This window comes from Thermus parvatiensis, from assembly GCF_001535545.1.
In the GTDB taxonomy this organism is placed as follows: Bacteria; Deinococcota; Deinococci; order Deinococcales; family Thermaceae; genus Thermus; species Thermus parvatiensis.
Map to the genome: position 1 here is coordinate 922,540 of NZ_CP014141.1, position 17,437 is coordinate 939,976.

15 protein-coding genes and 4 pseudogenes are annotated in these 17,437 nt (G+C 69.0%); 10 read left to right on the forward strand and 9 right to left on the reverse strand.

Annotated features, from left to right (window positions below; all coding sequences use genetic code 11):
- The first annotated feature begins 7 nt into the window (after positions 1-7).
- The 4 genes from AV541_RS05150 to AV541_RS05165 are packed head-to-tail and all read left to right on the forward strand — an operon-like array spanning position 8 to position 2,073.
- A complete protein-coding gene (locus AV541_RS05150; protein WP_060384405.1) occupies positions 8-346 on the forward strand; it encodes an Asp23/Gls24 family envelope stress response protein in 339 nt (112 codons plus the stop codon).
- Complete coding sequence (gene nusB, locus AV541_RS05155) at positions 330-785, forward strand: transcription antitermination factor NusB (RefSeq protein ID WP_008632549.1); 456 nt, start codon at positions 330-332, stop codon at positions 783-785. Before AV541_RS05150 ends, nusB begins: the two co-directional genes overlap by 17 nt.
- The gene (locus AV541_RS05160) at positions 786-1,634 is read left to right on the forward strand and encodes a bifunctional methylenetetrahydrofolate dehydrogenase/methenyltetrahydrofolate cyclohydrolase (protein WP_060384406.1); all 849 of its coding nucleotides are present in this window, start codon (positions 786-788) and stop codon (positions 1,632-1,634) included. It begins immediately after the preceding gene.
- Complete coding sequence (locus tag AV541_RS05165) at positions 1,618-2,073, forward strand: divergent PAP2 family protein (protein WP_060384407.1); 456 nt, start codon at positions 1,618-1,620, stop codon at positions 2,071-2,073. Before AV541_RS05160 ends, AV541_RS05165 begins: the two co-directional genes overlap by 17 nt.
- Here the strand turns inward: AV541_RS05165 and AV541_RS05170 are convergent.
- Complete coding sequence (locus AV541_RS05170; RefSeq protein WP_008632546.1) at positions 2,049-2,252, reverse strand: hypothetical protein; 204 nt, start codon at positions 2,250-2,252, stop codon at positions 2,049-2,051. The genes AV541_RS05165 and AV541_RS05170 overlap by 25 nt on opposite strands.
- A 74-nt stretch (positions 2,253-2,326) precedes the next feature.
- Between AV541_RS05170 and AV541_RS05175 the strand changes: the two genes are divergently transcribed.
- Positions 2,327-4,312 (forward strand): (Fe-S)-binding protein, encoded by a 1,986-nt coding sequence (locus AV541_RS05175; RefSeq protein ID WP_060384408.1) that lies wholly within the window; start codon positions 2,327-2,329, stop codon positions 4,310-4,312.
- Here the strand turns inward: AV541_RS05175 and AV541_RS05180 are convergent.
- The 3 genes and pseudogenes from AV541_RS05180 to AV541_RS05190 form a co-directional block, all read right to left on the reverse strand.
- Positions 4,302-4,838, reverse strand: coding sequence for a class I SAM-dependent methyltransferase (locus AV541_RS05180; RefSeq protein ID WP_008632542.1), 537 nt, complete (start codon positions 4,836-4,838; stop codon positions 4,302-4,304). The genes AV541_RS05175 and AV541_RS05180 overlap by 11 nt on opposite strands.
- A pseudogene (locus tag AV541_RS05185) lies at positions 4,831-5,504 on the reverse strand (TerC family protein). The gene AV541_RS05180 and the pseudogene AV541_RS05185 overlap by 8 nt, the downstream one beginning before the upstream one ends.
- Positions 5,501-6,439 carry an alpha/beta hydrolase-fold protein gene (locus AV541_RS05190; protein ID WP_060384409.1) on the reverse strand — a complete coding sequence of 313 codons (939 nt, stop codon included), beginning with the start codon at positions 6,437-6,439 and terminating at the stop codon, positions 5,501-5,503. Before AV541_RS05190 ends, AV541_RS05185 begins: the two are co-directional and overlap by 4 nt.
- A gap of 30 nt (positions 6,440-6,469) precedes the next feature.
- On the opposite strand from AV541_RS05190, the gene AV541_RS05195 reads away from it, so the two are divergent.
- On the forward strand, positions 6,470-7,402 hold the full coding sequence (locus AV541_RS05195) for an L-lactate dehydrogenase (protein ID WP_060384410.1): 933 nt from the start codon (positions 6,470-6,472) through the stop codon (positions 7,400-7,402).
- Here the strand turns inward: AV541_RS05195 and AV541_RS05200 are convergent.
- A pseudogene (locus AV541_RS05200) lies at positions 7,399-8,237 on the reverse strand (DUF1517 domain-containing protein). The gene AV541_RS05195 and the pseudogene AV541_RS05200 sit on opposite strands and share 4 nt — an antisense overlap.
- A 123-nt stretch (positions 8,238-8,360) precedes the next feature.
- Here AV541_RS05200 and lon point away from each other — a divergent pair.
- Positions 8,361-10,778 carry an endopeptidase La gene (gene lon / locus AV541_RS05205; RefSeq protein ID WP_060384411.1) on the forward strand — a complete coding sequence of 806 codons (2,418 nt, stop codon included), beginning with the start codon at positions 8,361-8,363 and terminating at the stop codon, positions 10,776-10,778.
- On the opposite strand, the gene bshA is transcribed toward lon, so the two are convergent.
- The 3 genes from bshA to AV541_RS05220 are packed head-to-tail and all read right to left on the reverse strand — an operon-like array spanning position 10,775 to position 13,616.
- Positions 10,775-11,875, reverse strand: a complete 1,101-nt coding sequence (gene bshA, locus AV541_RS05210; protein WP_060384412.1) for an N-acetyl-alpha-D-glucosaminyl L-malate synthase BshA — start codon at positions 11,873-11,875, stop codon at positions 10,775-10,777. The genes lon and bshA overlap by 4 nt on opposite strands.
- Positions 11,876-11,898: 23 nt before the next feature.
- A complete protein-coding gene (locus AV541_RS05215; RefSeq protein ID WP_244880618.1) occupies positions 11,899-12,990 on the reverse strand; it encodes an LptF/LptG family permease in 1,092 nt (363 codons plus the stop codon).
- A complete protein-coding gene (locus tag AV541_RS05220) occupies positions 12,987-13,616 on the reverse strand; it encodes a hypothetical protein (protein ID WP_008632535.1) in 630 nt (209 codons plus the stop codon). Before AV541_RS05220 ends, AV541_RS05215 begins: the two co-directional genes overlap by 4 nt.
- Before the next feature lie 66 nt (positions 13,617-13,682).
- Here AV541_RS05220 and AV541_RS05225 point away from each other — a divergent pair.
- Positions 13,683-15,115: pseudogene (locus AV541_RS05225) on the forward strand (O-antigen ligase family protein).
- Positions 15,112-15,512, forward strand: a pseudogene (locus tag AV541_RS13360) (hypothetical protein). Before AV541_RS05225 ends, AV541_RS13360 begins: the two co-directional pseudogenes overlap by 4 nt.
- Here AV541_RS13360 and pheA read toward each other — a convergent pair.
- Positions 15,499-16,332: a prephenate dehydratase gene (pheA, locus tag AV541_RS05235; RefSeq protein WP_060384828.1), complete on the reverse strand. Its 834-nt coding sequence runs from the start codon at positions 16,330-16,332 to the stop codon at positions 15,499-15,501. The pseudogene AV541_RS13360 and the gene pheA overlap by 14 nt on opposite strands.
- A gap of 63 nt (positions 16,333-16,395) precedes the next feature.
- On the opposite strand from pheA, the gene AV541_RS05240 reads away from it, so the two are divergent.
- A complete protein-coding gene (locus AV541_RS05240) occupies positions 16,396-17,418 on the forward strand; it encodes a lipid II:glycine glycyltransferase FemX (RefSeq protein ID WP_060384413.1) in 1,023 nt (340 codons plus the stop codon).
- Positions 17,419-17,437: the final 19 nt, after the last annotated feature.

Sequence of the window (17,437 nt, forward strand, 5' to 3'; positions counted from 1 at the left end):
GAGGCCTGTGCGGGTGGACTACGAGATCAGCGAGCAGGCCCTCGAGGCCGTGGTCCTTTGTGCCCTAAAGGGGATAGAGGGGGTTAGGGCCCTCGAGGCCGTCCCCCGTTCCCTGGCGGACGTCTTCCGCCGGGGGCGGCCCGTGCGGCTGGAGTCTACCCCGGAGGGCCTTGTGGTGGACCTGCTGCTGGCCGTGCCCTACGGGGTGGCCATCCCGGAGCTTGCCGCCCGGGTGCAGCAGGAGGTGGACGAGGCCCTCTTCCTGGCCACGGGGAGGCGGGCGCGGGCGGTGAACGTCACCGTGGGCCAGGTGGTGCCGGAGGAGGACCATGCGCAGGCGGGCTAGGGAGCTGGCCATGCGGGCCCTCTTCGCCCACACCGTGGGGGGGATGGGGCTGGAGGAGGCCTTCCAGCACGCCCTGGAGGAGATGGGCGGGGAGGAGGAGGGGTACGCCGAGCCCCTGGACCAGGAGGGGGTGGCCTTCGCCCGGCGCCTCCTCTCGGGGTACAAGGCCCACCAGGAGGAGGTGGACCGGGTCCTCGAGGAGACGGTGGAGGGCTGGGACTTCCGCCAGATGGCCAAGACAGACCTGGCCGTGTTGCGCCTGGCTGTCTACGAGATGCTCTACGAACCCACCCCCTTTGAGCCTTTGATCGAGGTGGCGGTGAAGATCGCCAACCGTTACGGCGGCGAGCACTCGGGGAGCTTCGTCAACGGGGTCCTTGCCCGGGTCTACCGCCGGGTGGCGGCCGGGGAGCTGAAGACGGTGGCCAAGGAGGCTTAGGTGGCGGCCCAGGTGCTTTCGGGACACGAGGCGGCGGAGGCGGTCTACGAGGAGATCCGCGCCCGGCTACGCGGCCTTTCCTTCACGCCTTCCCTGCGGGTGATCCGGCTCGGGGAGGACCCGGCCTCGGTGGCCTACGTGCGGCTTAAGGACAAGCGGGCGAAGGCTTTGGGGTACCGAAGCCAGGTGGAGGTCTACCCGGAGGACCTCCCCGAGGAGGCCCTTCTGGAAAGGATCGCCGCCCTCAACGCCGACGAGGAGGTGGACGGGATCCTGGTCCAGCTTCCCCTTCCGCCGCACATCCGCACCCAGCGGGTCCTCGAGGCCATCCACCCCTTGAAGGACGTGGACGGTTTCCACCCCCTGAACGTGGGGCGGCTTTGGAGCGGGGGAAAGGGGCTTTTCCCCTGCACCCCCCTAGGGGTGGTCCGTCTCCTCAAGCACTACGGGGTGGACCTTAGGGGCAAGGAGGTGGTGGTGGTGGGGCGGTCCAACATCGTGGGAAAGCCCCTGGCGGGGCTTCTTCTGCGGGAGGACGCCACCGTGACCTTGGCCCACTCCAAGACCCAGGACCTGCCCGAGGTCACCCGGAGGGCCCAGGTCCTGGTGGTGGCCGTGGGCCGGCCCCACCTGGTGCGGAAGGCGTGGGTTCGGGAGGGGGCCATCGTGGTGGACGTGGGCGTGAACCGCGTGGAGGGGAGGCTTCTCGGCGACGTGCACCCCGAGGTGGCTGAGGTGGCCTCCGCCCTCACCCCCGTGCCGGGCGGGGTGGGGCCCATGACCGTGGCCATGCTCATGAGGAACACCCTCGAGGCCGCCCTTTTGAGGCGCCATGGAGTTTCTGGCTAACGCCGTTTTCTGGACGGCGGTCCTCGCCAACCTCACCGCCCAGACCCTCAAGCTCCTCCTCTACTACCTCCTGGAGGGGCGCTTCCAGTGGCACCGCTTCCTGGACACCGGGGGGATGCCCTCCACCCATTCCGCCACGGTGAGCGCCCTCGCGGTGAGCGTGGGCCTCAGGGAAGGGTTTGACACCAGCCTCTTTGCCGTGGCCGCCGTCTTCGCCCTCATCGTCATGTACGACGCCGCCGGGATCCGCCGGGCGGCGGGGCTTCACGCCCAGCTCCTCAACCAGCTCATGGAGGAGCTGGGCCAGGTGATCCGTCTGGGTCCCCAGCGGGGCCCCCTGAAGGAGCTTTTGGGGCACACCTACCTGGAGGTGGTGGTGGGGGCCCTGATCGGGGGGCTTGTGGCCCTTGGGGCCTACCGGCTTTTCCCCGCGGCGTAAAAGGCCAGGGTTTGGCCCACGAGGAAGGCGACAAGGCCGAGTATGGGGGAAAGGAAGAAGGCGAAGAAGCTCACGAAGAGGGCCGCCACCAGGGGCAGGAGGGGCCTGCGGAAGCGATGGAACACCCAGAGGTTCAGAAGCCCGAAGAAGGCCATGAGGAGAAAGGCCGCCGTCTCCACGGCAGGCCATTGTACGCTCTTGCCAAGCCTGGGGTATGGGGTAAACTTTTACCGAGTATAAGGAGGTAGAGCCCATGCTGACCTTAGCGGAGAAAATCCTCTTTATCCTCCTCGCCGCAGGAAGCCTTTATTACGCCTACACGGGCTTCCGCCGGGTCTACCTCGCCATAAGGCGGGGCCGGCCCGAGGAGCGGTTTGACCGCCTGCCCGAGCGGGTCGGGCGGGCCCTCTGGCTCGTCCTCACCCAGCAGACCGTGTTCAAGAGGAGGCCCCTCGTCTCCCTCCTCCACGCCTTCGTCTTCTACGGCTTCGTCTACTACCTCCTCGTGAACCTCGTGGACTTTCTGGAAGGCTTCTTCGGCCTCCACGCCCGGGGAGGTATTTGGAATGCCTACAATATCGTAGCCGACCTCCTCACCTTCCTGATCCTCGTGGGGATCCTGGGGCTGATGCTCAGGCGCTACCTCCTCGCCCCCAGGGACTTCACCTGGAACCCCAACGTCCCCCTGCACGAGAAGGCGCGGGCGGGCATCGCCCGGGACTCGGCCATCGTGGGGGCCTTCATCGCCTTCCACGTGGGAAGCCGCCTCCTCTCCAAGGCCTTCCAGCTCGCGGGTGAAGGCCCGGACCCCTTCCAGCCCGTGGCGAGCGCCCTCGCCGGGGCGCTTTCCGGCCTTCCCCCCGCCCTCCTCACCTTCGGCGAGCACTTCTTCTGGTGGGGCGCCCTGGGCTCCATCCTCCTCTTCCTCCCCTACTTCCCCCGCTCCAAGCACATCCACCTCTTCATGGCCCCCATCAACCTGGCCTTCCGCAAGGAGGTTCCGGGGGCCCTCACGCCCCTGGACTTTGAGAAGGAGGAGGAGAAGTTCGGGGCGGAAAAGCTGGAGGACCTCTCCTGGAAGCGGCTCCTTGACGCCTACGCCTGCATCATGTGCAACCGCTGCCAGGAGGCCTGCCCCGCCTACACCACGGGAAAGGCCCTCTCTCCGGCCGCCATCCTCATCTCCGAGCGCTACGAGCTGAACGAGATCCTCCCCCGGTTCGCCCAGGGCGAGGAAAGCCCCAGGCTCCTCATGGACTTCGCCCTGAACGAGGAGGCCCTCTGGGCCTGCACCACCTGCCTGGCCTGCGTGGAGGTCTGCCCCGTGGGCAACGAGCAGATGCTCCACATCCTGGACGTGCGCCGGGCCAAGGTCCTCATGGAGGGGAGCTTCCCCCAGGAGCTCAACAACGCCTTCCGGGGCATGGAGCGCTCGGGGAACCCCTGGGGCATCGGCCAGGACAAGCGCCTGGACTGGGCGGAGGGGCTTAACGTCCCCACCGTGGAGGAGAAGCCCCACCCCGAGGTCCTCTACTGGGTGGGGTGCGCCCCGAGCTACGACCCCCGGGCCCAGAAGATCGCCCGCAGCATGGTGGAGATCCTAAACGCCAGCGGGGTGGACTGGGCCGTCTTGGGCAGGCGGGAAAAGTGCACCGGGGACGCCGCCAGGCGCGCGGGCAACGAGTACCTCTTCTTCCAGCTCGCCACGGAGAACGTGGAGACCCTGAACGAGGTGGCCCCCAAGACCATCGTCACCACCTGCCCCCACTGCTTCCACACCCTGAAGAACGAGTACAAGGACTTCGGCGGCCACTACCGGGTGGTCCACCACACGGAGTTCATCGCCGAGCTCTTGCGTAAGGGGAAGATCCGGGTGGAGGAGGAAACCCGCAAGGTGGTCTTCCACGACCCCTGCTACCTGGGCCGCCACAACGGGGTCTACGAGGCCCCGCGCGAGGTGCTGAAGGGGGTGGGCTTCGCCCTCACCGAGCCTCCCCGGAGCCGGGAGAGGAGCTTCTGCTGCGGGGCGGGCGGGGCCCAGTTCTGGAAGGAGGAGGAGCCCGGGGCCATGCGGGTCTCCGAGAACCGCTATAAGGAGCTCAAGGGAACAGGGGCGGAGGTCATCGCCACGGGGTGCCCCTTCTGCATGGCCATGATGAACGTGGAGGTGGCCCAGGACGAGAAGCCCCTCGAGGTCCTGGACATCGCCGAGCTCGTGGCCCTGGGCCTCAAGGCCTGAGGTAGACGGCGTAGACCCGGTACCCTTCCATCCACCCCTCCCCAAAGGCCCTTAAGGCCAGGCCCGGGGGAGGGGTGAGGAGTTCTTCCCCTTCCCAGTAGAAGGGACTATGGGGCCTTCCTCGCCTTCGGGCTTCCTTCCTCGTGAACCCCTCCACCAAAAGAAGCCCCCCAGGGGAAAGGAGGGAGGGAAGGGCCTTAAGGAGGGGGCGGTTCACGTAGTAGGTCATCACGATGCCGACGAAGGGCCCTTGGGGAAGGCGGGTTAGGGCTTCTTCCGCCTCGAGGTCCAGGCCCACCAGGGCGAGGCCCGGGGTTCCCGAAAGGCGCCTTAGGGCCTCCTGGCTTCCCTCCACCAGGACCACGGGGTGGCCCCTTTGCAGGAAGTAGCGGGCGTTCCGCCCCAGGCCCCCCGCCAGGTCCAGGACGGGGCCTTTGGGGACGAAGGGCCCGTAGGCCCGCACCACGAAGGCCGGGGGGCGGTCTTCCCGGGCCTTTTGGTAGAAGGCGTCCCAATCCCTAGGCATCCTTGCGGAGGGCGAGGAGGCTTCCTACCCCCAGAATGAGGAGGGTTCCCCCCCAGAAAAGGGCCTTGGGAAGTTCCATGCCGAGCTCCGGCCGGTGGAGGAGGTGGGCCAAGGTAGCCTCGCCTTCCAAGAAGAGCTTGACCCCGGCCCACCCCACCAGGGCGTAGGCCACCTTTTCCAGGCCGGGAAAGCGCTCCATGAGGACCACCACCGATCCCGCCAGGAGGCGGATGAAGAGGATCCCCAAGGCCACCCCCAGGAAGACCAGGAGGAAGTCCTTGGAGAAGGCCACCACCGCCAGGATGGAGTCCACGGCGAAGGCCAGGTCCACCAGGTTGATCAGGAGGACCACCCGCCAAAACGTCTTCGCCGAGGCCTCGGGGAGGGGTTGGGCCTCGGGGCGGCTGCGGAAGTGCCGGACCATAAGGTAGACGAGGTAGAGCCCCCGAGGACCTGGGCCCACCAGAGCCGGATCAGGTAGACGGCGAAAAGGAGGGCGAGGCCCCTAAGGAGGTAGGCCCCGAGGAGGCCGTAAAAGAGCGCCCTCGTTCGGAGGTGGGGGGGAAGGGGCTTTACCATCACCGCCAGCACCAAGGCGTTGTCCCCGGAAAGCAGGGCCTCTAGGGCTGCCACGGAGAAAAGCACCAGGAGGTCCTCCCCGCTCATTGCGGCCCCAAGAGGTAACGTAGCCCCGGGGCCAGGGCCTGCTTCCAGGTGACCCAGTTGTGCCCCGAAGGCCTTTCCCGGTAGGCGTGGGGGACCTTTTTGTCGGCGAAAAGGGCGGCGAGGCGGCGGTTGGGCCCCAAAAGCCACTCCAAAAGCCCCACCTCTAAATAAACCCTGGGAAGCCTCTCGGCCTCGGCGAAGCGTTCAAGAAGCCACTCCTTGTCCTGGTAGGCGTCCATTCCCCCGGGGTGGGCCTTGAGGGCGGGGGAGAGGGCGAGGACCTTGGGAAAGCGCTCCGGATGCCTCCAGGCCTGCCACAAGGAGAAAAGCCCCCCCAAGGAGGCCCCCACCAGGACCAGCTCGTTCAGGGGGCCGTAGGCCCCTTCCACCTCTTCCAGCACCCGGTGGAACTCCCTCTCGTAGGCCTCGTTGAAGCGGTACTCGGTGTTGCGGTCTATGGGTTCCACGAAGACGAGGCGCACCGGGGGGATCTCCCCCTCTTCAAAGAGGGCCCGGGCCGCCTTGTGGAGGCCTGCGGTGCGGTAGAAGGCCACCCCGTCTTGGGCCACCACCGTGGCCTTGGGGGAGGGCCCCGTCTCCGCCACGTAAAAGCGCCTCTCCCCCAGGCGGTGGCGGTGCACCTTGGGCTCCTCCTGGGGCTCTGGCGGGGCCTCGTAGCGGAAGCCGGGAAGCTTTATGGCCCTGGGATAGCTCCACCACGGGTTTTCCGCCTTCTCGGGGTTGTCGGGGTCGGGAAAGGGCCTTCCCTCCCGGTCCAGGAAGGCGTACTCCACGTACGCTCCTTCGGGGAACTCCAGGGTGAGGGGGCCCTCGAGGGGGATGGGGTTCCTCTCCCAGTCGGTGAAGTCTCCGATGAGGGCGGTGGCCCCTTCCGGCGGGTAAAAGGTGACGCTTCTCCGTCCTACCCGTACCACGGCTATACTCTACCCATGAAGGCTCTACCCATGAAGGTCGGCATCGTGGGGAGCGGCATGGTGGGGAGCGCCACCGCCTATGCCCTGGTCCTCCTCGGCGTGGCGCGGGAGGTGGTCCTCGTGGACCTGGACCGGAAGCTGGCCCAGGCCCACGCCGAGGACATCCTCCACGCCACGCCCTTCGCCCACCCGGTCTGGGTGCGGGCGGGGTCGTACGGGGACCTCGAGGGCGCCAAGGTGGTGGTCATCGCCGCCGGGGTGGCCCAGCGCCCCGGGGAGACCCGCCTGCAGCTTCTGGACCGCAACGCCCAGGTCTTCGCCCAGGTGGTGCCCCGGGTTTTAGAGGCGGCCCCGGAGGCGGTGCTCCTCGTGGCCACGAACCCGGTGGACGTGATGACCCAGGTGGCCTACCGCCTCTCCGGCCTGCCCCCGGGGCGGGTGGTGGGCTCGGGGACGATCCTGGACACGGCCCGCTTCCGGGCCCTCCTGGCGGAGCACCTGGAGGTGGCCCCCCAGTCGGTCCACGCCTACGTGCTGGGGGAGCACGGGGACTCGGAGGTGCTGGTCTGGTCCAGCGCCCAGGTGGGCGGGGTGCCCCTCCTAGCCTTCGCCGAGGCCCGGGGGCGGGCCCTTTCTCCGGAGGACCGGGCCCGCATTGACGAGGGGGTCCGCCGGGCCGCCTACCGGATCATTGAGGGGAAGGGGGCCACCTACTACGGCATCGGGGCGGGCCTCGCCCGGCTTGTGCGGGCCATCCTCACCGACGAAAAGGGGGTGTACACCGTGAGCGCCTTCACCCCCGAGGTGGAGGGGGTCTTGGAGGTGAGCCTCTCCCTGCCCCGCATCCTGGGCGCAGGGGGCGTGGAGGGGACCGTCTACCCGAGCCTAAACGCGGAGGAACGGGAGGCCCTTAGGCGGAGTGCCGAGATCCTTAAGGAGGCGGCCTTCGCCCTAGGGTTTTAAAGTTTTTCCAGGTTTGGGTAGAGGGCGAGGAGCTCCTCTTCCGTGAGGCCCTCGCCCTCCTTCTCCGGCGTCCAGGCCAGGTGGAAGGCGAGGAGGGTGAAGGGGGTGCTTCCCGCGAAGGCGAGGAGGACTTCCTTCGCCTTTCCCCGGTCCAAAGGCCCCTCGGGGGGCAGGCTTCCCCGGACGGCGAGGACGAGGGAGGCCACCAGATAGCGCCCGCCCGGCTCCACCCTGGGGGTGTAGGCCACCTCCACCTTCTTCCCCTCAAAGTGCCGGAAGGTCTCCCGGTAGGTGCTCCGGTCCTCCAGCATCCAGGCGTCAAACTGGCCCAGGACCTCTTCCTCCGTCCCTTCCCGCGCCTCGTAGCTTGCGAAGCGCCAGGCGGGGGCTTCCCGGAGGAGGACCAGGGCCACCTCGTCCAGGAGGTCCGCAAGCCCCTTGGCCGTGGTGGTGTCCGCTTCCTCGGCGAGGCGCCTCAGGGCCCGCTGCACCCCGGGGCGGAGGAGGAGGGCGAGGCGCAGGCGGCCCACGCTGGCCCCGGGCCCTTCCTCCCCGGCCCGGTTCAGCCCCCGGACCATGAGGAAGGCCACCAGGGCGAGGCCGAGGAAGACGAGGACCGGCGCCGCCCCCAGGCTTCCCCCGCCTCCGGGGTACACGTACACCGGTCCGGGGACGGGGTAATAGGGCGCGGGGGTGGGGTAGACTGGGGCGGGCCCCGGGCTCATGGGCGGCGGGGTGGAGGGCACATAGGGCCTGCCCCGACCCCGCCTCCGCTTTTCTGTCCGAGGGCGAGGCCGAGGAGGAGGAGGAGGCCGAGGGCCCGCAGCGCCTTCACGCCCTTAGCATAAAGGGCTTTCCGTCCGGGCCCTTTGCGTAAAACGAGGATTTGCAGTAAACTTGACATAGGTAGGCTTAGGCTATGGACGAACACAGAACTGCCGAAAAAAGGAGGGAACGCATGCTACCGGAAACCATGCCCGTCTGCCCGGTGCGGGGCTCGGTCATCTACCCCACCATGGTGATGCCCATAGACGCCGGGAGGCCCATCTCCATCCGGGCCATTGACGAGGCCTTGGCCCGCGACCGGGTCCTTCTCATCGTGAGCCAAAAGGACAAGGAGGTGGAGACCCCCAGGCCCTCGGACCTCTTTGAGGTGGGCACCGCCTGCAACATCCTGAAGATGCGCAAGAACCCGGACGGCTCCGTCCAGGTCCTGGTGCAGGCCTTCGCCCGGGTCCGGGTGAAGGAGTGGCTGGACCTGGGGGACCACCTCGAGGCCCGCGGCGAGGTCCTCGCCGACGAGCCCGGGGAGCCCATTCTGGTCAAGGCCCTGGTCCGGGAGGTCAAGGACAAGTTCCAGGCCCTCCTCAAGGAGGGGAAGTACCTGGCCCCGGAGGTGGCCCAGTTCATCCTGAACCTGGAGGACCCCTCGCAGCTCGCCGACTACGTCGCTTTCCACATGGACTTCCGCCTCGAGGACAAGCAGAGGGTCCTGGAGACGGCGAACGTGGCCGAGCGCCTGCGGGCGGTTTTGGTGCTCCTGGAGGCGGAGCTCGCCCTCATTGAGACCCAGCGACGCATCCAGCAGCAGGTCAAGGAGGAGATTGACCGCAACCAGCGGGAGTACTTCCTGAGGGAGCAGATGAAGGCCATCCAGCGGGAGCTCCACGGGGAGGAGGGGGAGCAGGAGGTGGAGGAGTTCCGCAGGAAGCTGGAGGCCCTGGACCTCCCCCCCGTGGTGCGCCAGGAGGTGGAGCGGGAGCTCAACCGCTTCGCCCGCATGCACCCCGACTCCGCCGAGGCCAGCGTCATCCGCACCTACCTGGACTGGATCGTCAACCTCCCCTGGAACACCCGCACCGAGGACAACCTGGACCTGGAGCGGGCCAAGGAGATCCTGGAACGGGACCACTACGGCCTGGAGAAGGTGAAGGACCGGGTCCTGGAGTACCTGGCGGTGCGCAAGCTCAAGGCCGAAAGGGCCAAGCGGGGCGAGATCCCGCCCGACGAGGTGAACAAGGGCCCCATCCTCCTCTTCGTGGGGCCGCCGGGGGTGGGGAAGACCTCCATCGCCAAGAGCATCGCCGAGGCCCTGGGCCGCAAGTACGTGCGCATCTCCTTGGGTGGGGTGCGGGACGAGTCGGACATTAGGGGCCACCGCCGCACCTACATCGGGGCCATGCCGGGCCGGATCATCCAGGGCCTGAGGCAAGCCGGGACCAAGAACCCCGTCTTCCTCCTGGACGAGGTGGATAAGCTCGGCATCTCCTACCAGGGGGACCCGGCGGCGGCCCTCCTCGAGGTCTTGGACCCCGCCCAGAACAAGGAGTTCGTGGACCACTACCTGGGGGTGCCCTTTGACCTCAGCGAGGTGATGTTCATCTGCACCGCCAACTTCCCCCAGAACATCCCCGCCCCCCTCTACGACCGGATGGAGCCCATTGAGTTCACCAGCTACACCGAGCAGGAGAAGCTGGAGATCGCCAAGCGCTACCTCCTGCCCAGGCAGCTAAAGGAAAACGGCCTCGAGCCCGAGCAGGTGGTGGTGACCGAGGCCGCCCTCACGCGCCTCATCACCCACTACACCCGGGAGGCGGGGGTGCGGCAGCTGGAGCGGGAGATCGGGGCCCTTCTGCGCAAGGCCGCCCGCAGGATCCTGGAGGAGGGCAAGAAGCGGGTGCGGATCACGGAGAAGGACCTGGAGGCCTACCTCGGCCCACCCCGTTTCCTCCCCGAGACCGAGGCCCGGGAGCCCCAGGTGGGGGTGGCCACGGGGATGTACTACACCCCTGTGGGCGGGGACATCATGTTCGTGGAGGTCTCCGTGATGCCCGGCAAGGGGAACCTCATCCTCACCGGGCAGCTCGGCGACGTGATGAAGGAGTCGGCCAGGGCCGCCCTCTCCTACGCCAAGAAGAACGCCCTCCGCTTTGGCATCCCTCTGGAGAAGTTTGACAAGTCCGACATCCACATCCACGTCCCCGCCGGGGCCATTCCCAAGGAGGGCCCCTCCGCCGGGGTGGCCCTCGTGAGCGCCCTGGTCTCCGCCCTCACGGAGGTGCCGGTGCGGCACGACATCGCCATGACCGGGGAGATCACCCTCACAGGCAGGGTCCTCCCCATCGGCGGGGTGAAGGAGAAGGTCTTGGGGGCGAGGCGGGCCGGGATCCGGGAGGTGATCCTGCCCAAGCTCAACGAGCCCGACCTGGCCGACATCCCCAAGCCCCTCCGGCAGAACATGACCTTCCACTTCGTGGAGCACCTGGACCAGGTCCTGGACCTTGCCCTGGTGGGCGGCCTTAAGGCCTTGGAGGAGCGGGGTAAGCGCCAGAAGAGCGCTCGGCGGAAGCGGAAGGAGCTCGTGGCCCACGCTTAGCCCAGGGCCTTGGCGTAGACCTCCAAATAGGCCCGGGTGATCCTTTCCGGGTGGAAGCGTAGAAGGGCCCATTCCCGGGCCCTTCTGCGTATCTCGGGGAGGCGGGGGCTTCCCAGGAGGTCCAAGGCGGCCTCCGCCATGGCCTCCAGGTCGCCGAGCTCCACGAGCCTTCCCACCTCGGGGGTGACCACCTCGGCCACCCCGCCCACCGCCGTGGCCACCACGGGGACGCCGGAGGCTAAGGCCTCGAGGGCCGCCTGGCCGAAGGACTCCTCCTCCGAGGCCAAAAGGAAGAGGTCCGCCGCCCCCAGGACCTCTTCCGGATGGGGGGTGGGGGGGTGGAAGGTGACCCAGGAAGCGACGCCGAGCTCCGCCGCCACCCGCCGGGCCTCCTCCTCCTCGGGGCCGGTGCCCAGGAGGAGGAGCCTGGCGGGGAGGCGCTTCCGGATTTTGGCGAAGGCCCGGACGATGTCGGGCACCCGCTTGATGGGGCGGAAGTTGGAGGCGTGCACGAGGAGCCACTCCCCCTCCTCGGCGTAGAGCCGCTTGCGCTCAGGTCTAGGGCGGAAGCGCTCCGGATCCACGGCGTTGGGGACCACCACTGCCTCCACCCCGAAGGCCCGTTTGGCCTCCTGGGCCAGGGCCCGGCTTACCGCCGTGACCGCCCGGGCGGCCTCGAGGGCGCGGCGGGTGGGGCCGTGGAAGGCGGGGTCCATCCCCACCACGGAGACGTCGGTGCCGTGGAGGGTGTGGACCAAGGGGAGGCTTTCCCCGAAGGCGAGGTAGGCCGCGGCGGCGTGGGGGACGGCGTAGTGGGTGTGGACGAGGTCCAGGCCGAGCCGCCTGGCCTCCCGCTCCAGGGTGCCCGCCAGGGAGAGGGTGTAGAGGGGTCCAGGGAAGACGGGGTAGTAGGGAAGGTCCACGGGGACGTGGACCGCGGGGCTCGCCTCGGGGAGGCGGAAGGGGCGGGACGTGGCGAAGAGGTAGACCCGGTGCCCCATCCGGGCCAGGCGGTCGGCGAGCTCGGCGGCCACCGTCCCGCTCCCCCCAAGGCCCGGGTAGGCCACGAGGCCCAGGCGAAGCCCCTCCCGGCGCATGCCCTAAGCCTAGCGGAGGGCCCTTAGGCCCAAAAGGAGGAAGAGCAGGTTGGCCCCCCAGGCCCCAAGCTCGGGGGGAGGGCCCCGATCCCGGCCAGGGCCCGGCCCAGGAAGAAGGCGCCGTAGTAGGCCAGGGCGAGGACCACGCTCATCCCCAGGGCAAGCCCAGGGCTTTTCCCGTAGCGAAGGGCCATGGCCGCCGCGAGGAGGACGAGGACCAGGTTGGCGAGGGGAAGGGCGAGCTTGGAGTGGAGCTCAAGCCGCGCCCGCCACTTCTCCAAGGGGGGCAAGAAGGGGTCCTTGAGCTTCCGCCAGGCCTCCGAAAGGCTATCCTGGCCGAAGCTGAAGGTGTCGGCGTAGTCGGCGATGGCCCGGGCCCGGGAGAGGTCCGAGGTCACCTCCAGGGTCTTCCCCTGGCTCACCACCCGGAAGACCCGGCGCACCTGGGCGAGGAGGTCGGGGGCGGTTTCCAGCCCCGGCACCTGGGCGAAGTCCACCTGGTAGTAGCGGTAGTCCTTGAGGGTGAGGGTCTTGTCCTCCCAGGTGCCCCGCTCGGCGAAGAGGAAGGTCCCCACCTCCCCCTGGAAGGCGGTGATCCGCACCCCCACCATCTCCTTGGCCGCCATGTCAAAGTCCTGGAAGTAGAGGCTCTTGCCCTGGCCTATGGGGATCTGCATCCCCTTGAGCCGGAAGAGGCCCGCCCCTTGGGTGTGGATCTCGTCCCACCAGGCCACCCGCACCCGGTTGTTGGCCTCCGGGACCACGTACTCCTGGAGGTAGAGGGCGAGGCCGCTCAGGACCGCCCCCACGGCCACGAGGGGAAGCGCCGCCCGCCCCAAGGGGATCCCGGCGGAAAGAAGGGCGAAGTGGGCCCCCTCGGCGGCGAGCCTGCCGAAGACCAGGACCGTGGTGGTCACCAAGGCGATGGGGAAGACCTGGACCCAGATCCCGGGGACGTGGTAGGAGAGCCAGCGGAGGATCTTGGGGAGGGGCACCCCCTCAAGCCACCTCGCCCCGGCGTAGAAGAAGCCGAAGAGGTAGACGGCGGTGAGGAAGAGGAGGGCGAGGAGGAGGACGGGGAGGCTCTCCCTGAGGAGGTAGCGGTGGAGGATCATGGGAGGCGCTTGGCGTAGGCCTCGAGGCGGGCCGCCTGGGCCGGGAGCTTGGTCGTGGCCTGCACCTTCCCGCCCGCGAAGCGGAGGTAGAGGCGGGCGTCCTTCCCCTGGCCCCGCAGCGTGGCCTTCCCCTCCTGGTAGGTGAAGCTCCCCAGGGCCAGGGCCTCCCGGGCCTTGAGGTCCACCGCCAGGGCCTCGGCCTGGAGCCTGGGCGACTTGGCCTGGACCCGCCCCTTCAGGACCACCACCTCCTCCTCAAAGAGGGCCAGGGCGCGGTCCGCCCTCAGGTCCTGGAAGTCGGCGTTGGCGAAGAGGAGGTCCTGGAAGAGGGCCTGTTGCTTGGGGATGTCGTGCTCCAGGGAGGCGGCCACGAACCGCTCCTTCTCGGAGAGGAGCTCCACCTCCCTGGCCCGGACGAAGCTTCCTTCCTTGTAGGCGATGTAGGCCGCCTTGAGGCGGAGGCCGTTCTCGTTGTCGGTGAGGATCCCTCCCTGGGGGAGGGTGGTGACGCCGGTGTCCAGGTCCAGGCGCTGGGCCCCGAAGGGCTCCACGCTGAAGGTGGCGAACCGGGCCCCCAGGGCGAGGCCCACGAGGCCCAAGAGGAGGGTCCAGGCCAGGCGCTTCATGGGTTTTACTCTACCCGTCCTTTCTGAAAGGAAGCTTAGGCGGGGCTTTCCCGGTATAGTGCCTCTGTGCGCGGCTTGGCCTTCCTCCTCGCCTTGGCGCCCCTTTTTCCTCCGCTTTCCGTGCTCGCCCTTTTTTTCGTGCCCTGGGTCCGGCGGCTTCCCCTTTGGGGGCAGGCCCTGCTCGCCTTTTACGGGGCGAGCCTTCTCCTGCCCGCCCTCTTCGCCCCGGAGCCTTTGGCCTGGCCCTTGGCCCTCTTCCGCTTCCTCTACGTCCTCGGCCTGGTGGGGCTTGGGGTGGCCTTGAATAGGCCAGAGCGGGCCCTTGGGGCCTGGGGCATGGGCCTCTTCCTCCTTTACCTTTCGGGCTTCGCCGCCACCTACTGGGTTCTGGGGGACGGGGCGGTGCGGGCCCGGCTCAGCCACCCCTTCCACAGCCCCGTGGGCTTCGGCTTCCTCGGGGGGCTCGGCCTCCTCCTCGCCCTCCACCTCCGCTACCCCTGGCCCTTTCGGGCCCTCCTGGGCCTTCTGGGGGGGCGGTCCTCCTCCTCTCGGGGAGCCGTGGGGGGATGCTGGGCTTCTTCGTGGGCGGGGCGGCGGCCCTCCTCTTCCGCAGGCGGGGCCTTCTCGCCCTGGCCTTAGGGGGTGGGCTTCTCCTCGCCGCCTTCGCCCTGAACCTTCCCGCCACGGAGCGCTTCTTCCAGGCCCACCTTTCCGGGAGGGAAGGGGTGTGGCTCGCCGCCTACCGGGTCTTCCAGGAGCACCCCTGGACGGGGGTGGGGCCCTACCTCCTCGGGGAGCGGATCGGGGGGGTGCTCTTCGGGGACTGCTTCCTCTTTCCCCTCCTCGAGGCCCGGGGGCTCACCTGTCCCGACCGGCTCAGGCCCTGGGGCGGGCTTTGGACCTTCGCCCACAACCACCTCCTCCAGGCCCTGGGGGAAGGGGGGGTCTTCGGGGCGGTGGGGCTTCTCCTCCTCGCCGGGGGGTTCCTCGCGGGGGCCTGGGGGGACGGCCTCCTCTTCGGCCTCCTCGCCGCCTATTTGGGGATGGGGATGGTGGACAACCCCTTTAGCGTCCCGAGCCCCTTCCGGGGCGAGGTCTTCTTCCTCCTCGGGGGGATGGCCCTGGCCCGCCTCGAGGGGGGCGGGCGCCCCTGGGGCTCGGGCTTGCCGGGGGGGTGGCCCTCCTCTGGTCCCTCCCCTTCCTTTACCTGGCGGCCCGCCCGAGGGGCCTCCCCCGGCCCTCCGCTACCTCGTCGTCCCGGATCGGGGGGGTGCAGGGGCGGTGGCCCTGGAGGGGGCGAGGGGTACCGCCTCCAGGTCTGGCTCTGCGCCGAGGGGTGCCGGAGGCTCGGCTGGGAGTGGCCGGCGGAGAAGCCCGTCCGCTTCCCCCTTCCCGAGGCCCTCGGGGAGGGGAAGAAAAGGCTCGTGCTCGTGCTTTTCCGGGAGGGGGGCCTGGCCTTGCGGCCCGCCTTTTTCCTGGAGGAGGAGGTGGGGCGGTGAGGTGGGCCTTGGGGGTTCTGGCCTTGGCCTTGGGGCTTGGGGCAGCGCTTTGGGGGCTGGAGAGGGGGCTTGCGCCGAAGCCCTTTTCCCTTGGCGGGTGCCGCCCGGGGCCTCTGCCTGAGCGGGCGGACCTTTACGCCAACGGCGTGGTGGAGATCCCCTTTGCCGGGAGGCGGAGGTGGTCCTCCGCCTCGAGGGCACCCCCGCCAAGGGGGAGGGTCCCTGGGCCGTGGTGGCCGAGGGGGACCGGGTGCTCTGGCAGGGGGAGGTCCTGGGCCTAAAGGAGGTGCGGGTCCGGACCGCGGGGCAAGGCGTGCTCGTCCTCGCCTTCCTCAACGACCTCTATGCCCCTCCGGAGGACCGGAACCTCTTCCTGCGGGGGCTTAAGGTGCGCTAACGCTCCCGTTGGCGTGGGCGGGATAAGAGCCCAGGACCTTGAGGAAGGCCACCCGCCTGAGGAGGCGGAGGAGGGCTTGGGCGGGCCCGGGGTCCTCCAGGTGCCCCTCCAGGTCCAGGTAGAAGAGGTAGCTGAAGGGCTTGTCCCTCCGGGGCCTGGACTCCAGCTTGGTGAGGTTCACCCCCGCCTCGGCGAAGACGGAGAGCGCCTCCAAAAGCCCCCCGGGCCGGTGCCGGACGGCGAAGACGATGCTCGTTTTGTAGGGGCCCTGGCCCCCCGGGAGCTCCTTGTGGCCGATGACGAAGAAGCGGGTGTAGTTATGGGGGTAGTCCTCGATGTTTTCCGCCAGGACCTCGAGGCCGTAAAGCTCCGCCGCCCGCCTGGAGGCGATGGCGGCGAGGCCGGGCTCCGGGTGCTCGGCGAGCTCCTTGGCCGCCCCGGCGGTGTCAAAGACGGGGATGGGGGTGAGGCGCATCCGGGCGAGGAAGCCGTCGCACTGGGCCAGGGCCTGGGGGTGGCTCTTCACCGCGTGCAGGTCCTTGAGCGCCGTGCCCTTGGGGGCGAGGAGGCAGTGTTCCACCCGGTGGACGATCTCCCCCACCACGTGGAGGTCGCTCTCCAGGAGGAGGTCGTAGGTTTGGTTGATGCTCCCCGCCGTGGTGTTCTCCACCGGCACCACCCCAAGCTCCGCTTCGCCCGCCTCCACCGCCTCAAAGACCTGGTGAAAGGTGGGAAAGCCCACGGGCGTCGCTTCGGGAAAGGCCTTGAGCAAGGCCTCCTCGCTGTAGGCCCCCGCCGTGCCCTGGAAGGCGATCCTCATGGTTCCCATGGTACACGGGCCCGCCTTCTGGAAGACCGGGTCCGGGCCCTGTAGGCTTGAGGGGTGTGGGAGCTTGCCGAGGTTCAAGAGCCCGAGGCGTGGAACCGCCTGGTCTCGGGCTTCGCCATCACGAGCCCCCTCCAGTCCTGGGGCTGGGGGGAGGTGAAGCGGACCACGGGCTGGGAGCCCCGCCGCTTCCTCCTCGTGGGGGACGAAGGCCCCGTGGCCGCGGCCCAGGTTCTCCTTAAGGCGGCCCCCGGGGGGCTGCGCCTGGCCTACGCTCCCAGGGGGCCTGCCCTCCACCGCCTCGAGGACCTGCCCCAGGTGGCCCGGGCCCTGGGGCGGGCCCTTCGGGCCACCCACCTGGTCCTGGAGCCGGAGGCGGGGCTTCCTGCCCACCTGCCCGCCCCCCGCTTCCCTGGCCTCCTTTCGGAGGAGTCCATCCAGCCCGCCCACTCCCTCTGGCTGGACCTCACTCAGGGCGAAGAGGCCCTCCTCAAGGGGATGAAGGAGATGCACCGCCGAAACGCCCGGCTCGCCCTCAAGCGGGTGGCCCTTTCCGTGGAGGGGGAGGAGGCCTTCGCGGAGTTCTACCGCCTCTTCACGGAGACCAACCGGAGGGCCCGGCTCCTCCAGCACGACGAGGCCTACTACCGGGCGGTCCTCAAGGAGATGAACCAGCCCTCGGGGGAGGCCTTCCTCGCCCTGGCGCGGAAGGACGGGGAGGCCCTGGCGGCGGGCCTCTTCGTGGCCTTCGCCGGCCGGGTGGCCTACCTCTACGGCGGCAGCACCCGCAAGCACCCCGAGGCCAAGGCCCCCATGGGCATGCACCTCGCCGCCATCCGGCACGGCATGGGGCGGGGCTACCGCATCTACGACCTCTGGGGGGTGCCGAGGAACCCGGAGGGAAGCCATGCCGAAGGGATCTGGCGCTTCAAGGAGGGGTTTGGCGGCCAGCGGGTGCAGTTTCCCGCTTACGCCCTGCCCCTTTCCCCTCTTTACCGTCCCCTCAAGGCCCTCCTGCGCCTGCGTAAAACCTGGGTGAACCTCCGGGTGCGGGGCAATCCCAGGGACGTGCTGGGCTGAAGCTCCTTGTCATCTTTCT